Source organism: Pristimantibacillus sp. PTI5 (assembly GCF_048572955.1).
In the GTDB taxonomy this organism is placed as follows: domain Bacteria; phylum Bacillota; class Bacilli; order Paenibacillales; family Paenibacillaceae; genus Pristimantibacillus.
The window spans coordinates 1822604-1838919 of record NZ_CP183886.1 but is presented as its reverse complement, the minus strand read 5'-3'; the positions used below and the strand labels follow the sequence as shown (position 1 = coordinate 1838919).

At 45.9% G+C, this 16316-nt stretch carries 13 protein-coding genes; 7 read left to right on the top strand and 6 right to left on the bottom strand.

The genetic code is table 11. The features are described from left to right. Positions 1-98 precede the first annotated feature (98 nt). Both ACN6MW_RS08195 and ACN6MW_RS08190 read right to left on the bottom strand, forming a co-directional pair. Positions 99-1220 carry an ABC transporter permease gene (locus tag ACN6MW_RS08195; protein ID WP_419875025.1) on the bottom strand — a complete coding sequence of 374 codons (1122 nt, stop codon included), beginning with the start codon at positions 1218-1220 and terminating at the stop codon, positions 99-101. Then, on the bottom strand, positions 1221-2150 hold the full coding sequence (locus tag ACN6MW_RS08190) for an ABC transporter ATP-binding protein (RefSeq protein ID WP_419875024.1): 930 nt from the start codon (positions 2148-2150) through the stop codon (positions 1221-1223). A gap of 1187 nt (positions 2151-3337) precedes the next feature. On the opposite strand from ACN6MW_RS08190, the gene ACN6MW_RS08185 reads away from it, so the two are divergent. From ACN6MW_RS08185 to ACN6MW_RS08160, 6 genes are all read left to right on the top strand, one after another. Then, a complete protein-coding gene (locus tag ACN6MW_RS08185; RefSeq protein ID WP_419875023.1) occupies positions 3338-3604 on the top strand; it encodes a hypothetical protein in 267 nt (88 codons plus the stop codon). After that, entirely contained in the window at positions 3579-4238 is a 660-nt protein-coding gene (locus ACN6MW_RS08180) for an alpha/beta hydrolase fold domain-containing protein (protein ID WP_419875022.1), read from the top strand. The genes ACN6MW_RS08185 and ACN6MW_RS08180 overlap by 26 nt, the downstream gene beginning before the upstream one ends. A 31-nt stretch (positions 4239-4269) precedes the next feature. Next, positions 4270-5250, top strand: a complete 981-nt coding sequence (locus tag ACN6MW_RS08175) for a phosphotransferase (protein ID WP_419875021.1) — start codon at positions 4270-4272, stop codon at positions 5248-5250. Positions 5251-6011: 761 nt separating this feature from the next. Further along, a complete protein-coding gene (locus ACN6MW_RS08170; RefSeq protein ID WP_419875020.1) occupies positions 6012-6431 on the top strand; it encodes a DUF5412 domain-containing protein in 420 nt (139 codons plus the stop codon). Between the two features lie 93 nt (positions 6432-6524). Beyond that, positions 6525-7985, top strand: a complete 1461-nt coding sequence (locus tag ACN6MW_RS08165; protein WP_419875019.1) for a GMC oxidoreductase — start codon at positions 6525-6527, stop codon at positions 7983-7985. A gap of 11 nt (positions 7986-7996) precedes the next feature. Continuing rightward, a complete protein-coding gene (locus ACN6MW_RS08160; RefSeq protein ID WP_419875018.1) occupies positions 7997-8641 on the top strand; it encodes a ThuA domain-containing protein in 645 nt (214 codons plus the stop codon). 10 nt (positions 8642-8651) lie between these two features. Here the strand turns inward: ACN6MW_RS08160 and ACN6MW_RS08155 are convergent, their stop codons facing one another. The 3 genes from ACN6MW_RS08155 to ACN6MW_RS08145 all read right to left on the bottom strand — a co-directional run bounded on the left by ACN6MW_RS08155 (position 8652) and on the right by ACN6MW_RS08145 (position 12568). Next, positions 8652-9557, bottom strand: coding sequence for a HupE/UreJ family protein (locus ACN6MW_RS08155; protein ID WP_419875017.1), 906 nt, complete (start codon positions 9555-9557; stop codon positions 8652-8654). A 270-nt stretch (positions 9558-9827) separates the two neighbouring features. Beyond that, positions 9828-11303 (bottom strand): phosphoesterase, encoded by a 1476-nt coding sequence (locus tag ACN6MW_RS08150; RefSeq protein ID WP_419875016.1) that lies wholly within the window; start codon positions 11301-11303, stop codon positions 9828-9830. A gap of 203 nt (positions 11304-11506) precedes the next feature. Continuing rightward, on the bottom strand, positions 11507-12568 hold the full coding sequence (locus ACN6MW_RS08145) for an S-layer homology domain-containing protein (protein WP_419875015.1): 1062 nt from the start codon (positions 12566-12568) through the stop codon (positions 11507-11509). A 160-nt stretch (positions 12569-12728) separates the two neighbouring features. On the opposite strand from ACN6MW_RS08145, the gene ACN6MW_RS08140 reads away from it, so the two are divergent. Beyond that, entirely contained in the window at positions 12729-13400 is a 672-nt protein-coding gene (locus ACN6MW_RS08140) for a hypothetical protein (RefSeq protein ID WP_419875014.1), read from the top strand. A gap of 118 nt (positions 13401-13518) precedes the next feature. On the opposite strand, the gene ACN6MW_RS08135 is transcribed toward ACN6MW_RS08140, so the two are convergent. Continuing rightward, positions 13519-16113: a collagen-like triple helix repeat-containing protein gene (locus ACN6MW_RS08135; protein WP_419875013.1), complete on the bottom strand. Its 2595-nt coding sequence runs from the start codon at positions 16111-16113 to the stop codon at positions 13519-13521. Positions 16114-16316: the final 203 nt, after the last annotated feature.

Here is a 16316-nt window from a genome sequence, read left to right as displayed (position 1 = left end):
CGTAGACTATTTCAAAAATAGCCTCAAAAAACGGCAGGCCGCCGATGCTTATTCAAATAAGCATCGCGGCCTGCATTTTTTTATGGCTCAAAACCTGTTTACTGAATATCGGAAGCGGATTTTGCTTTGTACACCTGCGAGCCCACCAAGAAAGAAACAACGCCCCACAGCACCATAATCCCTATACCAATCCAGAATGAGCTTGAGGCAACACCTGCATTATAGATAAGACCGTCACGCATGCCTTCGACGAAATAGGTGAGCGGCAGCATTTGGGTAACCGGCTGCAGCCAGGTCGGGAGAGTTTCGAGCGGGAAGAAAACACCGCTTAGAAACATCATCAGCATGCTGGCAATGTTAGCCATCCCCATATAGGCCTCGATTGATTTGCTGAACGAGGAGAAGAGATAGCCCATTGCGTTAAACACCAATCCGCCTGCAATGAAGGCGATGACTAAAGTGAGCACATTGATATGGAGGTTAGCGCCAAAGCCGAAAACGCCAATCAGCGTGAGGATGATGATTTGAATGATTCCGAGAATGAGCTTAACGAGCATGCCCGCTAGCCCGTACAGCCCCATTTTGGCTGGCGTCATGCGCAGCCTCTTCATTAAGCCGTTGCGTCGCATCTCGACAAGGCCAACCATGCCGAACAGGCCGCCTTGTGCCACTGATAAACCAATCATGCCCGTAAGCAAGAAGTCCGCGTAATTCAAATCGTCAGCGCCGGAGGACACCGAGGTTCTCGTTAAGCTGTACGTAGGCGCTGCATTGGCCACCGTCCAATTCGTCTGTTGAATGAATTGATCCAATATGCCCGCGACGGCTTGGGTCGTTGCGCTTTGCTCATCGGCTTTGTTTACGACAAGCTGTATCGTCGTGGAGCTATCCGATTCGGGAAGAATGATGAGAGCGGCGATATCTTGGTTTTCAACAAGCTCATTGCCGGCTTCCTTGGTAATGGGCTGCTCTTCCGTGAATTCAAGCACCGGGATTTGCCGCAGCTGCTCCAGCAGCATCGCCGAGGCTGCATTGGGCTGCGAATCGACTATTGCGATTTTGGCTTTAAAGCTGTCACTTGAGCCGCCTCCGAAAATAACCATAAATAAAACCATTAAGATAACGGGGAAGAAAATATTCCAAAACCAAACCTGTTTCTCGCGAATCATCATTTTAATTTGTGCGGCGAACATTTTGGAAAATTGCTTAGCGTTATTCATCTAATCCCTCCACTCCTTTCCGGTGAAGGCAATAAATACGTCCTCCAGGCTCATTTCGCGAATGGAAATTTGCTCGACGCGGTAACCGCGGTCCTTGGTAAAGCCGAACAGCTCATATAAGGTTTCTTCCGGCTGTGTCGTCCACAGCTGGAGCGCGTCGCCTTCGCGGCTTGTTCTGACGACTGCGGGCTGGAGCTGCGCAATTTTTTCCGTTTCCATTGCGGCCTCCGCACCGTCGAGAAAGGTGAGCCTAACCTCGCGTTCCTTCGTAAGGCGGTCAATCAAGGCAGCCGGTGTGTCGAGCGTAACGATTTTTCCTTGGTCAACGATACAGACGCGGTCGCTCAGCTTTTCGGCTTCTTCCATGTAATGCGTTGTCAAAATGGTCGTTTTGCCGAGTGCTTTCAGCCTGAGCACGATGTCCCAAATATTCCGTCTGGCCTGCGGATCCAGCCCCGTGGTCGGTTCATCCAGAAAAATAATAACCGGGTCGTTAATCATCGCGAGCCCGATGGCAAGCCGCTGTTTTTGGCCGCCAGAGAGCTTCTTGACCTGTTTGTGCCGTTGATCAGTGAGATTAATCATCTCAAGAACCTCTGCAGCCGGCTTGCATTTCGGATAAAAGGTAGCGAACAAATCTAAATTTTCTTCTACCGTGAGTAAGTCGAATAAGGCGCTGGACTGCGGCTGAACGCCGATGGATATTTTTATTTGGTCACTATGCTGGCCCCAATTTAATGCGCCGAACTCGATATGGCCTGCATCAGGGGTCTGAAGCCCCTCGATCATTTCAAGCGTAGTCGTCTTGCCGGCACCGTTCGGACCGATAATCGTAAACACCTCGCCGGCTTCCACCGTGAAGCTGATATCGGCAACGGCGCTGACGGCTCCGAAGCTTTTTTGCAAATTCCGCACCTCTAACACGGACATTGTGTAACCTCCTCAAATTTTTGTGAAGCAAAACTGGGATCCAATGTAAGGGTATCTTCGATTGTTGGAAGTTCCGGTGTGTCGCTCGGTTACCGTAATTTTAACCGTATCCATTTTATGAGAGTAGGGTCCTCAGCATGCTTTTGGACTCCGTCTGGAGGAGGAGGGGAATTATTGCCTGGTTTAAGATCAAACAAGGTAGTTAGCTGCCTCGGAGACAATAGTAGATCAACAGGTGATTTAGTGACGTGAGAGTACGCCTGCTGCTTACTGAATGAAAAGACTTTTACTGCGCAGCTTGTCTGCTGAAAAGTCACATTACCGGGAAAATCTCCTGTTAATTCGTCTGCAGCAGGCAAAGTAACCGTATTAACTGGAATTTATCCCTTTAATTTCGGCTTTTCCTCCCGTTGTAGGGGTAATCAACAGAATTAGCAGGAGAAAATCCAGTTAATCGAAGCAATCAAACCTTCTCAGCAAATATAACAGGAGTTTTTCCTGTTATTTATCCGAAGGCGCACGAAGAGTGATATTAACCCGCTACTCACTGTATACAAAGTAACATTTTTCTAATTTCATACGTTTAGGAAGATATACCGTTTAAGAAAGAGGGATGGTTTCCATTCTGAAAAATATCTTGATCGCTTTAACGATTCATTTGGTGGCGTGGGTCATCCTAATAAGTTCCTTGGCATTCGAGCCCTTCCATTGGTTTTTGATTCCAAATGTCAACAACACGCCAGCAATGTTCACCGTCTTAAAATGGTTATTACAATCTCTGTTTGTTGCTTATGTGTTCAGTTATTGCCTTTATAAAATACGGGGCAATCCTCGCTTTACGAGAAAAGATTGGAACGTTATTTCTGTACATACGGCTTTCTCTATTATTCATATATTAGCTGTTAGCGCGATTATTTTTATAGTGGCTGGTTTTGAGGATTTATAGGTAGTGCATGACAAAACGGCTAGCAGTTTATAGGATTAAAGATATAAGAGGTGTAAGTTGAAAAGAAGAAAGGCAGTCGGTCCAGCTAGGATCGTCTGCCTTTTCTTATAGCTCCATAATGTAAAATATGAAATTACATTTAAACATCTTACTCTTTTTGTTTCTTTTGTGAAGCCTATAATAAGTGTGAGATCAGGAATATGTAGAATCACGGTCATACTCGATGAGGAGGAAATGCGGGATGATGATAGAACCACGCAAACTGAGCTATAAGGATTTTCCGGCTTCCCGTGCAACGGCAGAGGGGATGAAAATTTCACCTTTAGATGAGAATGCTATTTTTTGCAGGGTGGTGTACAACCAGGGTTATTGCGTACGGGACGGCTATCCTTTGCATATGCATCTCTTGCTTCCTTCACAGCACGAGCAACCGGAGAAAATATGGCCGCTGATCGTTTTTATTCAAGGATCCGCATTCCAATTTGGCGTCGCTCTCGTGGATAGCTAGAAAAGGCTACGCGGTGGCTCTTGCCGAATATCGGCCATCGGAGGCGGCACCTTTTCCTGCGCAAATACAGGATGCCAAAACGGCGATTCGTTTTTTGCGTAAAAATGCCGCCGAATACAAAATTAATCCGAACCAAGTCGCGGTATGGGGAGATTCCTCTGGAGGACACACGGCCGTGATGGCTGGGCTTACTTGGCAGGAGAAGGAATTGGATACGGAATTGTTCGGGGAATATTCTTGCCAGGTGAATGGCATTATCGATTACTATGCGCCGACGGATATTAGCCAAATGAACAAGGCTCATTCCACGATGGATCATATTGGGCCGCAAAGCCCGGAAGGCTTGTTGATCGGCGGGTTAAATGTGCTGGAAAACCCGGAAAAAGCAGCGCCTACAATTTGCATGAATTATGTGTCGGAACAGGTTCCCATTCCCCCGATCTTAATTATTCATGGCAACAAGGATCGATTGGTTCCTTTTGAGCAAAGCATTTTGCTGTACAACTGCCTAAAAGAGAACGGGAAAGAAGCGGAACTTTACCAAATAGAAGGGGCTGACCATGGCGGACCTGCGTTCTGGTCGCACAAAACCCTTGAAATTGTGGAGAGCTTCTTGCAGAAATGTTTGCCGTGAGAAAAATAATCCCAAAGCAAGGTGATCAAGCATGGCGGAGCAAGCTGTCATTCATCCGTTATTATTATCATTGCAAGAAAAATCCGAGCTATTATTTGGTTTTAAAATCCTTTCATGGGCGCCGATTTCGCTGGGGTGGCTAAATTTAAAGTGGAAGCTGGAAACCGATCAAGGCGAGTTTTTGCTTAAGCAATATCATGCCAAAAGATATTCTAACGAGGATGTTTTAATTCGGGCGCTGGAACAGCAGCAAAGACTGTTTAGTTCGGGTTTGCCATGTCCAGAATTACTAGCTGTAAACGGGACTATTCTGCATACCTTTTTGGATGAGAGGTTTGTTATTATGCAGTTTTGTACCGGGGAGATCGTGAAGCCAAAAGACATTAACATACACAAAATGTATGATCTAGGCCTGGTCACTGGCATGATGCATCGGATTTTGAATGACGGTTCTCTCGGCGCAGAAGGACACACGCAATTTATAACGCAAAATCGCCAAGACAGAATCAGCCACTGGAGCAATGTAATCGAGGAACTCAAAGTTGAAAATAAAACGCATTTAATCAGCCAGATCGAGCTGCATATGAAATTAACCAAGACGATAGACATCGATTCTTTTGGAAAATCCATACCAGGATGGAGTCATCGTGACCTATGGGCGGATAATCTTTTGTTTAAGCAGGATCAGGTTTCCGCCGTGCTTGACTTTGACCGCTTGAATTATGACTATCCGGAAATAGATGTTTCCAGAGCTATTTTGTCTTGGTCCATTCATAATGGGAACTTTCGAACGGAGCTTGCTTCGGCCTTTTTGCAAGGGTACCGTACGGTAAATGAGTTTCCCGCCGGAAAGCTGGTGAGTTCCTTAAGAATGTTATGGTACTTGGAGTCAGTATGGTGGATTAACGCAAATATGGAGCATCATAATAACGTTCAGGCCAGGTTTGCTGAGGAAATGGCTTGGCTAGCAAAAAATGATGAGCAGCTTCCTGCCATTCTGGGGGACATATGAACATTGCTTATATCGTCGTGGAGTGAGGTGAAAATACATGCAGTGGAGTAAATTAAAAAAACAACTTGATTCCAGAGTATGCCACTCGTTAAAAAGGCGGATTGGTTTTCACAGTACCAGATATAGAGGGACACATGATCAGGCAGGAAAAGCGTCGATTACTTTTGATAATGAAATGATTCAAGATTTTTGTACCCTAAATAGAGAAAATAAACGAAACACTCTTGCTTTAGGAATCCATAGTCAATATGAATTTTATTATGCTGTGGAAGAGTATCTTAACCTTTCCATAAATGAAGCCATAGCGTCAACGAATCCTATCATAAGAGCTTTATCAATATTAGATAGGAGATTGGGAAAACGAAGGCTGATCAGCATACGCGACGATCATCCCCTCGTTAATAAATTTCTAATAATAAGGATTCTTGTTGAGTATCTCGAACCCTAAGAGATAAATTTAAAAGCCATCCTTAAACAAGATGACTTTTCCGGGAGAGATGATATTCTGATTTACTCAGCAGGTAGCACTTATGTCTTTCACACAAACAAGAGTTAAATAAATTTAGATAATAATTAAACCAGCAATCATGCCATAGATATCGAATATTTACCCTAATATTCATGCTTTTCCCTCCTAAGATTGATCTCCTCTGGCTGGCTGCGCACTTACATCTATCTATAGCCTTCGAAAGCAATTGTGATTTTTAGTCTGTTACAAGAAGCAATTTTAATGAGATAGAATACGCATGAGAGGTGACAGGGTGGATTGGAACAGAGATGAAGGCAAAGAGATAAAGAAGCAAAAGAGGAAAATCATAAAGAAGATCCTAATCACGTTAGGGATAATGGTTACAGCCATAATGATTCTGACGGGGTACGGCGTATATCGATTTTTTTATGATATGAACCATCTTCCCAAAGGGGATCTCATTGATCAAGCCAATTCGCCTTCGGGCCGATATCGAATGAATGCCTATCTGGTTAATGGAGGGGCGACGGTCGATTTTGCCATCCGTGGCGAACTGGTAGATTTAAAAAAGAAAAACAAGCCGCGGAATATCTATTGGAATTACCATGAATCCGAATCCGATATTCGATGGCTCGATGATCAAACGGTCATCATTAACGGACATGAGCTAAACGTTATAACGGATAAATTCGATTTTAGAAACGGGAAGTAAAGAATATATTCTTGTCGTTTAGCATATGGTTTGTTTAGGTTATTAGCCCATTATCTTATTGAAGGCTGGATTGAGGCTGAAGGGGGATGGAGCATGAGCCTGAACGATTCACAGCGAAGCGACGCGGCATTTTGCAATGAATGGATTCCGCTTACTCCTCTGGAGCAAATGGAGCAAACCGAATATGATGTCCTTATTGTCGGCTCAGGAGCGGGAGGCGGGGCCGTTCTCTCGCGGTTATGTCGGCACTTTGGGACGAACGGAAAGAAAATCGGCATGGTTGAAAAGGGAGGCTTGCTGCTTCCTACTCATTTTTACAATATTGCTACCTATTCGCTCCCGCGCTTTAAACGATACTTTGATCAGGTCTCCACTCCCGTAAAACAAACCCTCTTCAGAGAGCTGTTCGCCTTAGGAGGCAGAACGCTGGCGTGGCAGCTGGTGGCTCCGCGAATGCCGGCATCAGAAACCGTGGGCTGGCCTGTTCCTGCTAAGGAGCTGGCTTATTATTATTCCGCCGCCGAGAGGGCAATGAGCGTTTCCTCATCCTACCAATCCGGCTCTTACTATACCTCTATTTTATTGGACCGTCTTCATGCCTTCGGGTTTCCGGAGGCGGTTTCTATGCCTATCGCCGTTGACCGAGAATCAACCAAATACGGGCAGTTATTCTCCAATGCCGCTTTTAGTTCCATCATCCCTCTTGCCGAGGCGTTAAACAGCAGGCCGTATGATCTGGCGGTTAACGCGAATGCCGTGGAAATTTTGACCGAAGGAAAGCGGGTCGCAGGCGTAAGAGTAATGTCACCCGATAAGAAATCATACACGTTAAAAGCGAAAAAGGTGGTCTTATCGGCGAGTACGTTCCAGAGTCCGCGCCTTTTGTTAGCTTCCGGCATCCCAGGGCAAGCCATTGGCCATTACCTAACTACGCATTCCCTGCTTGGATTGACGGGGTATTTCGACCGGAGGCAATTTCCCGAAGTGCTCGGCGCACTCGGTATCTTGCTGCCGGGCGGGGCCGGCCGTCCTTATCAGGTGATGATCGGCGGTCCGCCGGAGGAATTCAACGCCTATCAACAGTTTCTCGTTAAACCGCTGCAGGAGGAATTAAGAGTCGTTGCAGGCGCCTTTGGCGAAGTGGAATCACGTTACGAGAATCAGGTATCGCTGGACAAAACGGAAAAGGACGAGTATGGCGTACCGGACATTCGGGTGGACTTTTCCTATAGCGAGAAGGATAGAGAGGTTATCCGGCAAATGAGGGCGGGTGTCAGGCAGCTGTTCGCGGCAATGCATGCCAATAGGGTCGAGCAAACGGAAGGGCCTCTTATTGAGGCAATTCATGACGGGGGGACCTGCAGGATGGGGTTCGATCCCGCCGTTTCTGTGACGAATCCATATGGTGAGGTGCATGGAGTCTCCGGATTGTTTGTTGCGGATAATAGCGTTATTCCGACGAGCGGAACCGCAAATCCTACGTTAACCACCGTAGCGCTGGCGATACGTACGGCTGATTATATTATCCAAAGCTCAAGGCTGCCGCAAAGGTAAGGGGGCAATCCATGGCAAAGAAAAAAGCGCTCATTGTCTCGGGCGGCTATGAGCCGCATCAGCCTCAGGAGGTAGGGGCGCTGCTATCGGGGGTATTGTTAACCGAAGGTTTCGAAGTGGAACAGCATACAAGCTGGGATGTCATGGACGATAAAGAAAAGATTGACCGGCTTGACCTTATCATCCCGAACTATACGGAAGGCACGATTACTAAGAACCAGCTTGATAACTTCCTGCACGCGGTCTCTAGCGGTACGGGCGTCGCCGGCTTGCATGGCGGAATGGGCTACGCTTTTCCATGCGAGCAGCGCTACCAACTAATGGTTGGCGGCGTTTTTGCCGCGCATCCCAATTATCATTTTACGGTGAGGATCATGGATAGAAATCATTTCATCACCCGAAACTTACCCGATTTCACTTTGACGACAGAGCATTATTTTATGCTGATCGATCCTTCGATTTGCGTGCTGGCGACTTCGTATTACGAATGTATTTCTCCGGAAGTATGGCGGCCTGTCATGATGCCGGTCGTGTGGATCAAGAACTACGGCAAGGGACGCGTTTTTTACAATGCAATCGGCCATACGGCAGATATCGTCAAGCTGCCGGAAGTGTTGACGCTCATGCAAAGGGGAATGCTGTGGGCTGCAAGGTGATTTCGTCTATTTAGAACGCTCTTTGAACGAACCATACGAATCCAAAAAGCAGCACTATAATAGACACACTCGGCATGAACCACTTATTAAGGCTGACCAGGCGTTTACTTAAGAAGAGAAAAAGCGGGAAAACCAAAGATACAATAAGGATCTGCCCAATTTCAATTCCAAGGTTGAAAAACAATAGTGAGACAGCTAAATGACTTCCGCCTAAATGCAGTTCCGACAAAATTCCCGCAAAACCAAAGCCATGAATTAATCCAAAGGCAAAGGCAATCCAAGGAGCGTGTTTGGATTCGGGTTGGAAGATATTTTTGAGTGCGACATAAATAATACTTAACGCGATTGCGGATTCAATCAGCCTCCCTGGCAATTGAACGATATTTAAGGTCGCGAGGGCAAGCGTGATGCTGTGGGCAATCGTAAAGGATGTAACAAGGTAAAAGATATGACGGATCGTTTTGGCACCAATAAGTAAACTAATAACGAATAAGATATGATCATAACCCGTGAAGATATGTTTTAATCCTAACGAAAGAAATTGTTTCGCTTGGGTAAGAAAGCTCATCTCTCCCAGATTCAATTCCCTAACTTCATAGGTGAAAATAAACTCCTGCTGTTGTCCCCCCATATGAACCTTGGCCATGTTCGCGTGGCTCGGATCACTGTCTTCAAAAAAAACGTTGTAATCCACAATTAATATTTCAGGTTGTTTACTAACGGAGTAGGAAAGCATGATATCCGTAAATGGCCGATCATTTACCAAGGTCACCTTCGCTTGGCTGACCGTTCCTTCAATGGGATGGCTATCTGCGTATACGAGTAGATGAGTGCCTAAATATTGCTCGAGCGGGGCCTTATTTTGAGAGATGATTTTATTTAATTCTTCAAGGTTCTCTATTTTCTGTTCATCCACATCGAAACCAAGTGCATGGCTTAGTTCAATGAAATCGAGCTGGAGCCGGTAACTAATCCTTTGGTCTTGAACATCTATCGTAGAATAGCCCTCGCTGTTATTGCTGTGTGCGCTCACAGCAGGCGACGCGTTTACGAGAACAAGGCCTAGCAATAAAAATAACCATGTAAACTTCAATGCTGCGACACATCCTTTTTATTCGTTTAAAATGAAAGGACGGGGAGCGTATGAACCGGACTCCCCGTCATTGAACGTAACATTACGTTGAAGCTATTTCACATTCATGAAGATCGGATTGGAATAGAACCAAAGATCAGTCCACGGGTTTTCCCCTTTAGGATCAAGGCTTGGTTCAAGTTCACTGGTATTGGTTCCCCGAACTCGAAGATAGCTATCCTTGTCCACATCTTTTAATTTATAGGTGATTGTCACATACTCGTCTTTTTGCTTCCAATCGCTCTTGTCGAACCTAGCTACAACTTTCGTAGTTGGGTTTACGGCCGTTGAACGGTCTTCCGCTATTCCGGTTACGTCGCCCATGATAAGATCCACGCGGTTCACTTCCGGATTATCGCCATGGCTGTTTTTAACATTCGGGTCTTTGAAGGTTATGGTGACCGTCACATCGCTTTTGCCGCTCTTCTTGATTTCTAATGTTTCGCCGATGCTCGCGCGGTCGCCGCTTGCTTTCACATCTACATCCAATTCATTGACTAAACCGCCCGTCGTTACGAACACGCGGCCGTTTCTTAATCCATCCAGGATATCCGCGTGAGTATTCTCTGCCTTCACATAGGTTTTGGAATACTCCCCTGGCCAGAAGTCGCTGCCGCCGTCACGCCAGTTTACATGGGAATCCGATGTAGACGTAATCCACCAATGTCTTCCTTCTCCGAGCATGGAATCCCAAAGACCGCCCACTTTAGCGCTCATCTGATCGAAACCGCCCATGGTTGCGAAGTTGCCATATCCGCCTCGGCTGCCATTCGGATCAATGGAGCCGTCTGGATTGACCGCACCGGCCTGATGACCGGGTGCCCCCTCCATACCAACGGATACATTCGGTGCTGCATCGTTCCAATTTCGGAACTCTTGCGGAGTATCCTGACCCCAAACGCTGGCGCCGCTGGCTGAGCGGGCAGGGTGGTTTGCAAATAGAACGGGAGGCTCGGTTAAATTTTTCATGTAGTTTAGGGCAGCGATCATATTGGTTTCCGTATCCCGGCTCGGATCAGTAGGAAAAGGATCGCGCTTATTAAATTTACTTTCGATATCATAAAGGACTTGTGATTCTTGATCGTTTTTTGGAATGATTAATGAACTGTGATCGGCCTGCGGAGTATCGAATTCCATGCCATAAAATAAAGTCAGGCCGGGTACAGCTTCACGTGCTTTAAGCACCTCGGGATAAGCCTGCTCTAAATTTACTTTCGAATGGTTCGGGCCGCCGTGGTCCGTGGAAACCATCCAATCGAGCCCGTATGACTCTGCCATTTGAGCATTTTTAGTAATCGGGTAGATGGCGTCTCCGCCTTTGATTGCAGTGGGTGGATTCGTAGAATTGTCCCAGCCTACACTCCATTCACTATGAACATGATGATCGCCTGCGAGCCAAGAAATGTTCTTGGTAGATTTTGCTTCCACCGTAGGTGTTTTGAAGCCGTTGTTAATACCCTGCGCAGATAATGCTGCTGTGGCTAGCACGGTTACCGCCAACATCGGCAAAGCCTTACGTTTCAATTTCAAAATCTCTCAACTCCTCTTGTTTTTATGTTCGGTTTCTATGATAACTAGGGTTTGTTATCTTAAATCATTCAATATGTTGTGATATTGTAAGCTTTGTAAGGCAGTCTTAAGTGAATGGGTAAAAAGCATGTCTGATGTGCGAATGCAAAAAAAGAGCGTGAACGTTAACCGTTCACACTCCACTTTTTATAAACTGATCTTCATTATTGCGGCTCATTCTGATAATACATGTAGACTTTCCAGCTGTCGTCGTTCATTTTCTTCAAATAATAAATGCCGTCGGTTGCCACGGTTTCCGTATTGGTTTCATTGTCTATCGTAGTTGTTGCCTTGTAGCTCCCGCCTGACGACTCTATGACGGCGAAACGATCCGCTTTTTGTACGACCTTAAGCTTTTGATCGCTGATTTTCTCCATTTCTACATCATAGCCTTGATCGATAAGCGCAAGAAGTTCTTCAGAAGATGAATGGCTTAACGCTAAATAATAACCCGTATAAAATTGTGCATACGCTGCATCGAATTGATCGTATGCCTTTTCTTTGAAAATTTGATTTTCCTTCTCCTCTGAATCTAAAATAGCGGCAGTGAGCAGGCTGTCTTCGGGTATTTCTCTGTTTTGCAGATCCAACGCGCGCTGCAGCATGACTACGGCTTCTGACCGTTTGGCATTAGAGAAAGGCTTGAATGCCGTACTGCTCGCTCCACGCACAATACCGGCTTGGCTTGCCTGCGAAATGAATGGTTTAGCGTAATAGTCCGGTACATCCGGATAGGTATCCGTCTCTCCTTCAAAATTTATGGAGGAAGAAAAAGCTCTAACCACTAGAGCAGCAATTTCGCCGCGTTTAATAAGCTGGTTAGGCCCGAATTTCGTTTCGCTAATCCCGTTAACGATACCGAGGGAGCTGGCTGTCCGAACCGAATCGGCATACCATTTTCCTTGCTCGACATCCGTAAACGTTGTGCCAGGCGAATCGCTGGTCAAATCCAGTGCGCGGACAAGTATCGAAACAAACTCCGCACGGCTTATGGAGTTATTCGGCTTTAACGTTACCGTTCCTTCTTGATCCACATAACCCCGTAACAGATCTGCGTTCACAAAATTGTCCAGCTCATAATAAGCCCAGTGTTCTTCTATGTCTTCGGGAAAGTACATTTCCAGAGGCGTGAGCTCGGCTGCCTTCACCTGTGCGGAATGAAGAGGGAAAACGAGAAGCAGGGATAGAAGCAAGAAGACTGAGCTGCGAAAATAAACGTTTTTCATTTTGATGTTCCTTTCTGGATTGAAGAAATTTCCTCTATGAGAATATCAAAATAAAATTGCTTATTCTAGTGGGAAAATATGGGGTAATACTACTATATAATTAGCATCTATGTATAATAGGTGTACTAAAAAATTTCTTAGACTGAAAGGGAGAAAAAGGATGCTCTATCTCATTATTGCTTTAGCATTGGCAGCAGCCGTAATCATGGCATATGGGGCGAAAACGCGCACTGCGCCTGTTTTGCAGTTTAGTGACAATCCCGACTATCCGCAGCCGTTTGGATACAAGTGTCAGTGGATGGCCGTGAAAACCGAAAATACGAATGAAGTTGCAAAACATCTTAATCTTATGAACATGCAGCCGGCAAACTGGTCGACTGGTATCGAAGGAGCGTATGAGGGGAAGTTTTTCGTTAGCCCGCCAGTAAATGGATGGACTCTCGTTGTTAATTCGTTAATGCCGGATATAACGGATACAACGGAGCAGAACCCCTTAAAGGTCATCGCTGAATTAAGCAGGGTTTATGGTGAGGCCTGTTATTTTGGCACGCACAGAGTAGTCGAATATCATGCCTGGGCCAAGGCGTTGAACGGTGAAATAAGCAGAGCATACAGCTATGTGGGAGAAAGCGGAGAAACGTTAGTAAATCAGGGAGCTTTGACAGCCGAAGAGTTGGAGCATGACCTCATATTTACAGAGCTTGAGGAGGATGAGCTCATAACTCCTTATGAGGAAGATGTCTTGTTGATTGCTAAAGAATGGACAACCGATCCGATGATGGGGCAAACAAGCTTGGAGCTTGGAGTAGGATTAGTCGGCGAAAGAGAATGATGCTTCAATAAATCGGCGGCAGTAAGGGACGTGATTCAATTCATGCCCCAAACTACCGCCGTTTTTTATTGCTGAATGATATTCACAAAGGTTTACTGTTCGCCTATCTAGGCCGTATTTAATTAACTGCAGCATTAATATTGACAGAAAGAGGAAACAAAAAGGTTACCGTACCATCCGGCGAAATCGTTGCCGTAACAATACCATAGTTCTTTACTAACACTAAAACTGGTGAAGCGATAGAAGACCCTGCTGTGCTTATAAGGGTTGCATTGATTAAAAGCAGCACATTGGGCGGTTCAAGGCCGCTAATGGTAATAACCGACGCGGTGGCATCAAAGGTTCGATATAATCCTTTGAACGTATAGTCCGCGCTATTGCCATTAGGGAGGTTGTTCATGTTAATGACATCCGTTTCCGACTCCGCCTCATCTGCGTATAATTGAACCCTGCCGGAGCTTGAGGTTCTAAGCGCGTTACTTGATGTCTGAATATAATCGATATCCGCGATGAAGCTTGCATCATTCATTAGAAGAATGCCTGTTCCAGTAACAAGTCCCGTTCTGTTGTCGATTCTGCTGCCCTTGACCCTTAATGTACCTGCGGTCATCACAATGGCTGCTGCATCAATAACGGTTACGCCGCCCGTAACGGTGAGCTTATCAAAGAATAAGTCAGAAATAGACGATGAATCATACTGAACACAGATACCGTCTATTCTCATTTCGTTGACTTGTGCCTCTAGTACGGCTGAGTCTTGAACCGATATACCCGTATAATCGATGCCCCCTTGAATAAAATCACCAACAATTCTGGCGTTAACATTGCCGCTGAGCAAGATCATAATACGCTCTGTATCAGGTTGAAAGGCTGTCATCTGGACAAAGGAAAGGGTCACATTGCCTGAACTAGCTTCTAACACGCGCGTACCCAGCTGGATCTGATTAATGCTGCCAACAAAATTACCGCCTGTCACCACAATTCCTATAGAAGAGGGCAAAAAGGTGTTTACTATCATTTCTCCTTCGATGTTGAGATTACCGTTTACGAGCTGGATCATCTGCGAGGAGAAGGAAGCATCCATTCGATTGAACCGAATGCTGGCATTCCCTGTTTCTTGAAGAACTAAGCTGGTTCCAGCAAAAACAGGGTTTGGATTTACCGTGCTGGTTATCACATCAACATAGCAGCGGAGGTTATGATTGCCAACCCCGGACGCGAGATGAATACAAACGCCGAAAGCTGAGATAACGTTAACGTTCGCATCGACTAAACCATCCGTAATAAGCAAGGCGGTCTTTAAACCGCTCCCATTATCATTTGTCGTGATACGCTCTCCGATCATGTTCAAACTTCCGCCGCTTTCCACCGTAATGAGCCCGTTCACAGATCCGAAAATTTCCTGGAAATTAAGGAATAACTGACCGTTATCGGATACATGGACTGCAGGAACCGTCGTTCCGTTTGTCGACATCTGCATCACAGTCAATTTATGGCTGCCTCCAGTCACATCAATACAGCCTGCTGAGCTAGTAATCAGATCTACCAGTAATCTCATTTGCCCGCCTTGAAGATCAATGACAGTGCTCGCCGTCTGGAAGGAGTTCATGACTTTGGCATGGACAATCGCCTCTCCATTTTGCATGAGGATACATTGGCCTTGACTAAAGATCCGATCGAACTCACCCGAGAAAATCGTATTCCCGTTAATGCTGAGTGCAGGTGCTGTTGAATTAATGACGACCAATATATACGAATTCAAACTAACCATACCGCCGCCTTGGACGGAAACCCCTTGTAAAGCGCCTACCAAACCTACAGTGAAACTAATAAAAGATCCATTAAAAAGCGGCGAGATATCAATGAGTAAGCCAGAAGCGTTTTGAATGGTGCGCGCTCGCAAGGTGATAACGGTCGTCTGGGGCGGGGCGCTGTTGGTCGCAACGACTGCCCTGCCTCCGCTGTTGATCATTGTGGCTTCTAGACTGATAGAGAGCTGTTCTGTCCCCGTAAAAAGAATAAGGTCTTCTGTACCATTGGTATCATTCGAAATTTCAAAAGCATTCATAAACAGTGTTCCGCTCGATACGACGACGGCAGAACCACCGACAAAGCTGTTCGTGATGCTCTCCCTAACGTTTATCGTATAATTCCCGCCGCCAAGGAGATTGATCGTATGGCCTACCGTATCGCTCATGGACTCACATACAAAGTGGATGGTGCTTGCTCCAGTACTCCGAAGAATAGAGCTGCCTGCAGTTGTTGCTCCACTCGTTAGAAACTGTCCTTCACCAAGAACATCAAAGGTTATCGCAGCCCCCATATCATCAAAAAGATTGCCGACTGCAGACACCACGGCTCCTTTTTCAAATACCCAGCTGATTCCGTCTTTGGCCAAGTTTGTCTCGGTATAAAATCCGGGTCGTACGACAATCGTCGTGTTTGAAGGGGCGGCAGCCACAGCCGCAGCAGCTGTTCGCCAAGGCTTTGTTTCGTCGTCAAGCATAGCCGTTGCGTTATTTCCATATACAGGGTCTACAAATGCAGTCTGATTCACAAGTAACTGAGAAGGACCCGGAGGACCAGCCATACCTTGCGGACCGGCCGGACCTGGAATGCCCCTAGGTCCTCTCGGACCTTGCGACCCGGCTCGGCCTGGAGTGCCTCTAGCACCTCCCCGATTGAAAGAAACTAGATTACCTATTACTTTCATTTGCAAACTTCTATGTTTTCTGCAAATGTCTGGCTTCTTTGCAAGCTTACACTTTTTTTTCTCAGGCAAATCCTCGTTCCTCCTTGAATGCGGATTACTATTCTTTGAAAAATAAATCATTGTACATTTTATGATGATGGGTATGTTCTTGGTAATACATATACCTATGAGTCTATGAAGGTATTTTTTGGAAACTAGAAGAG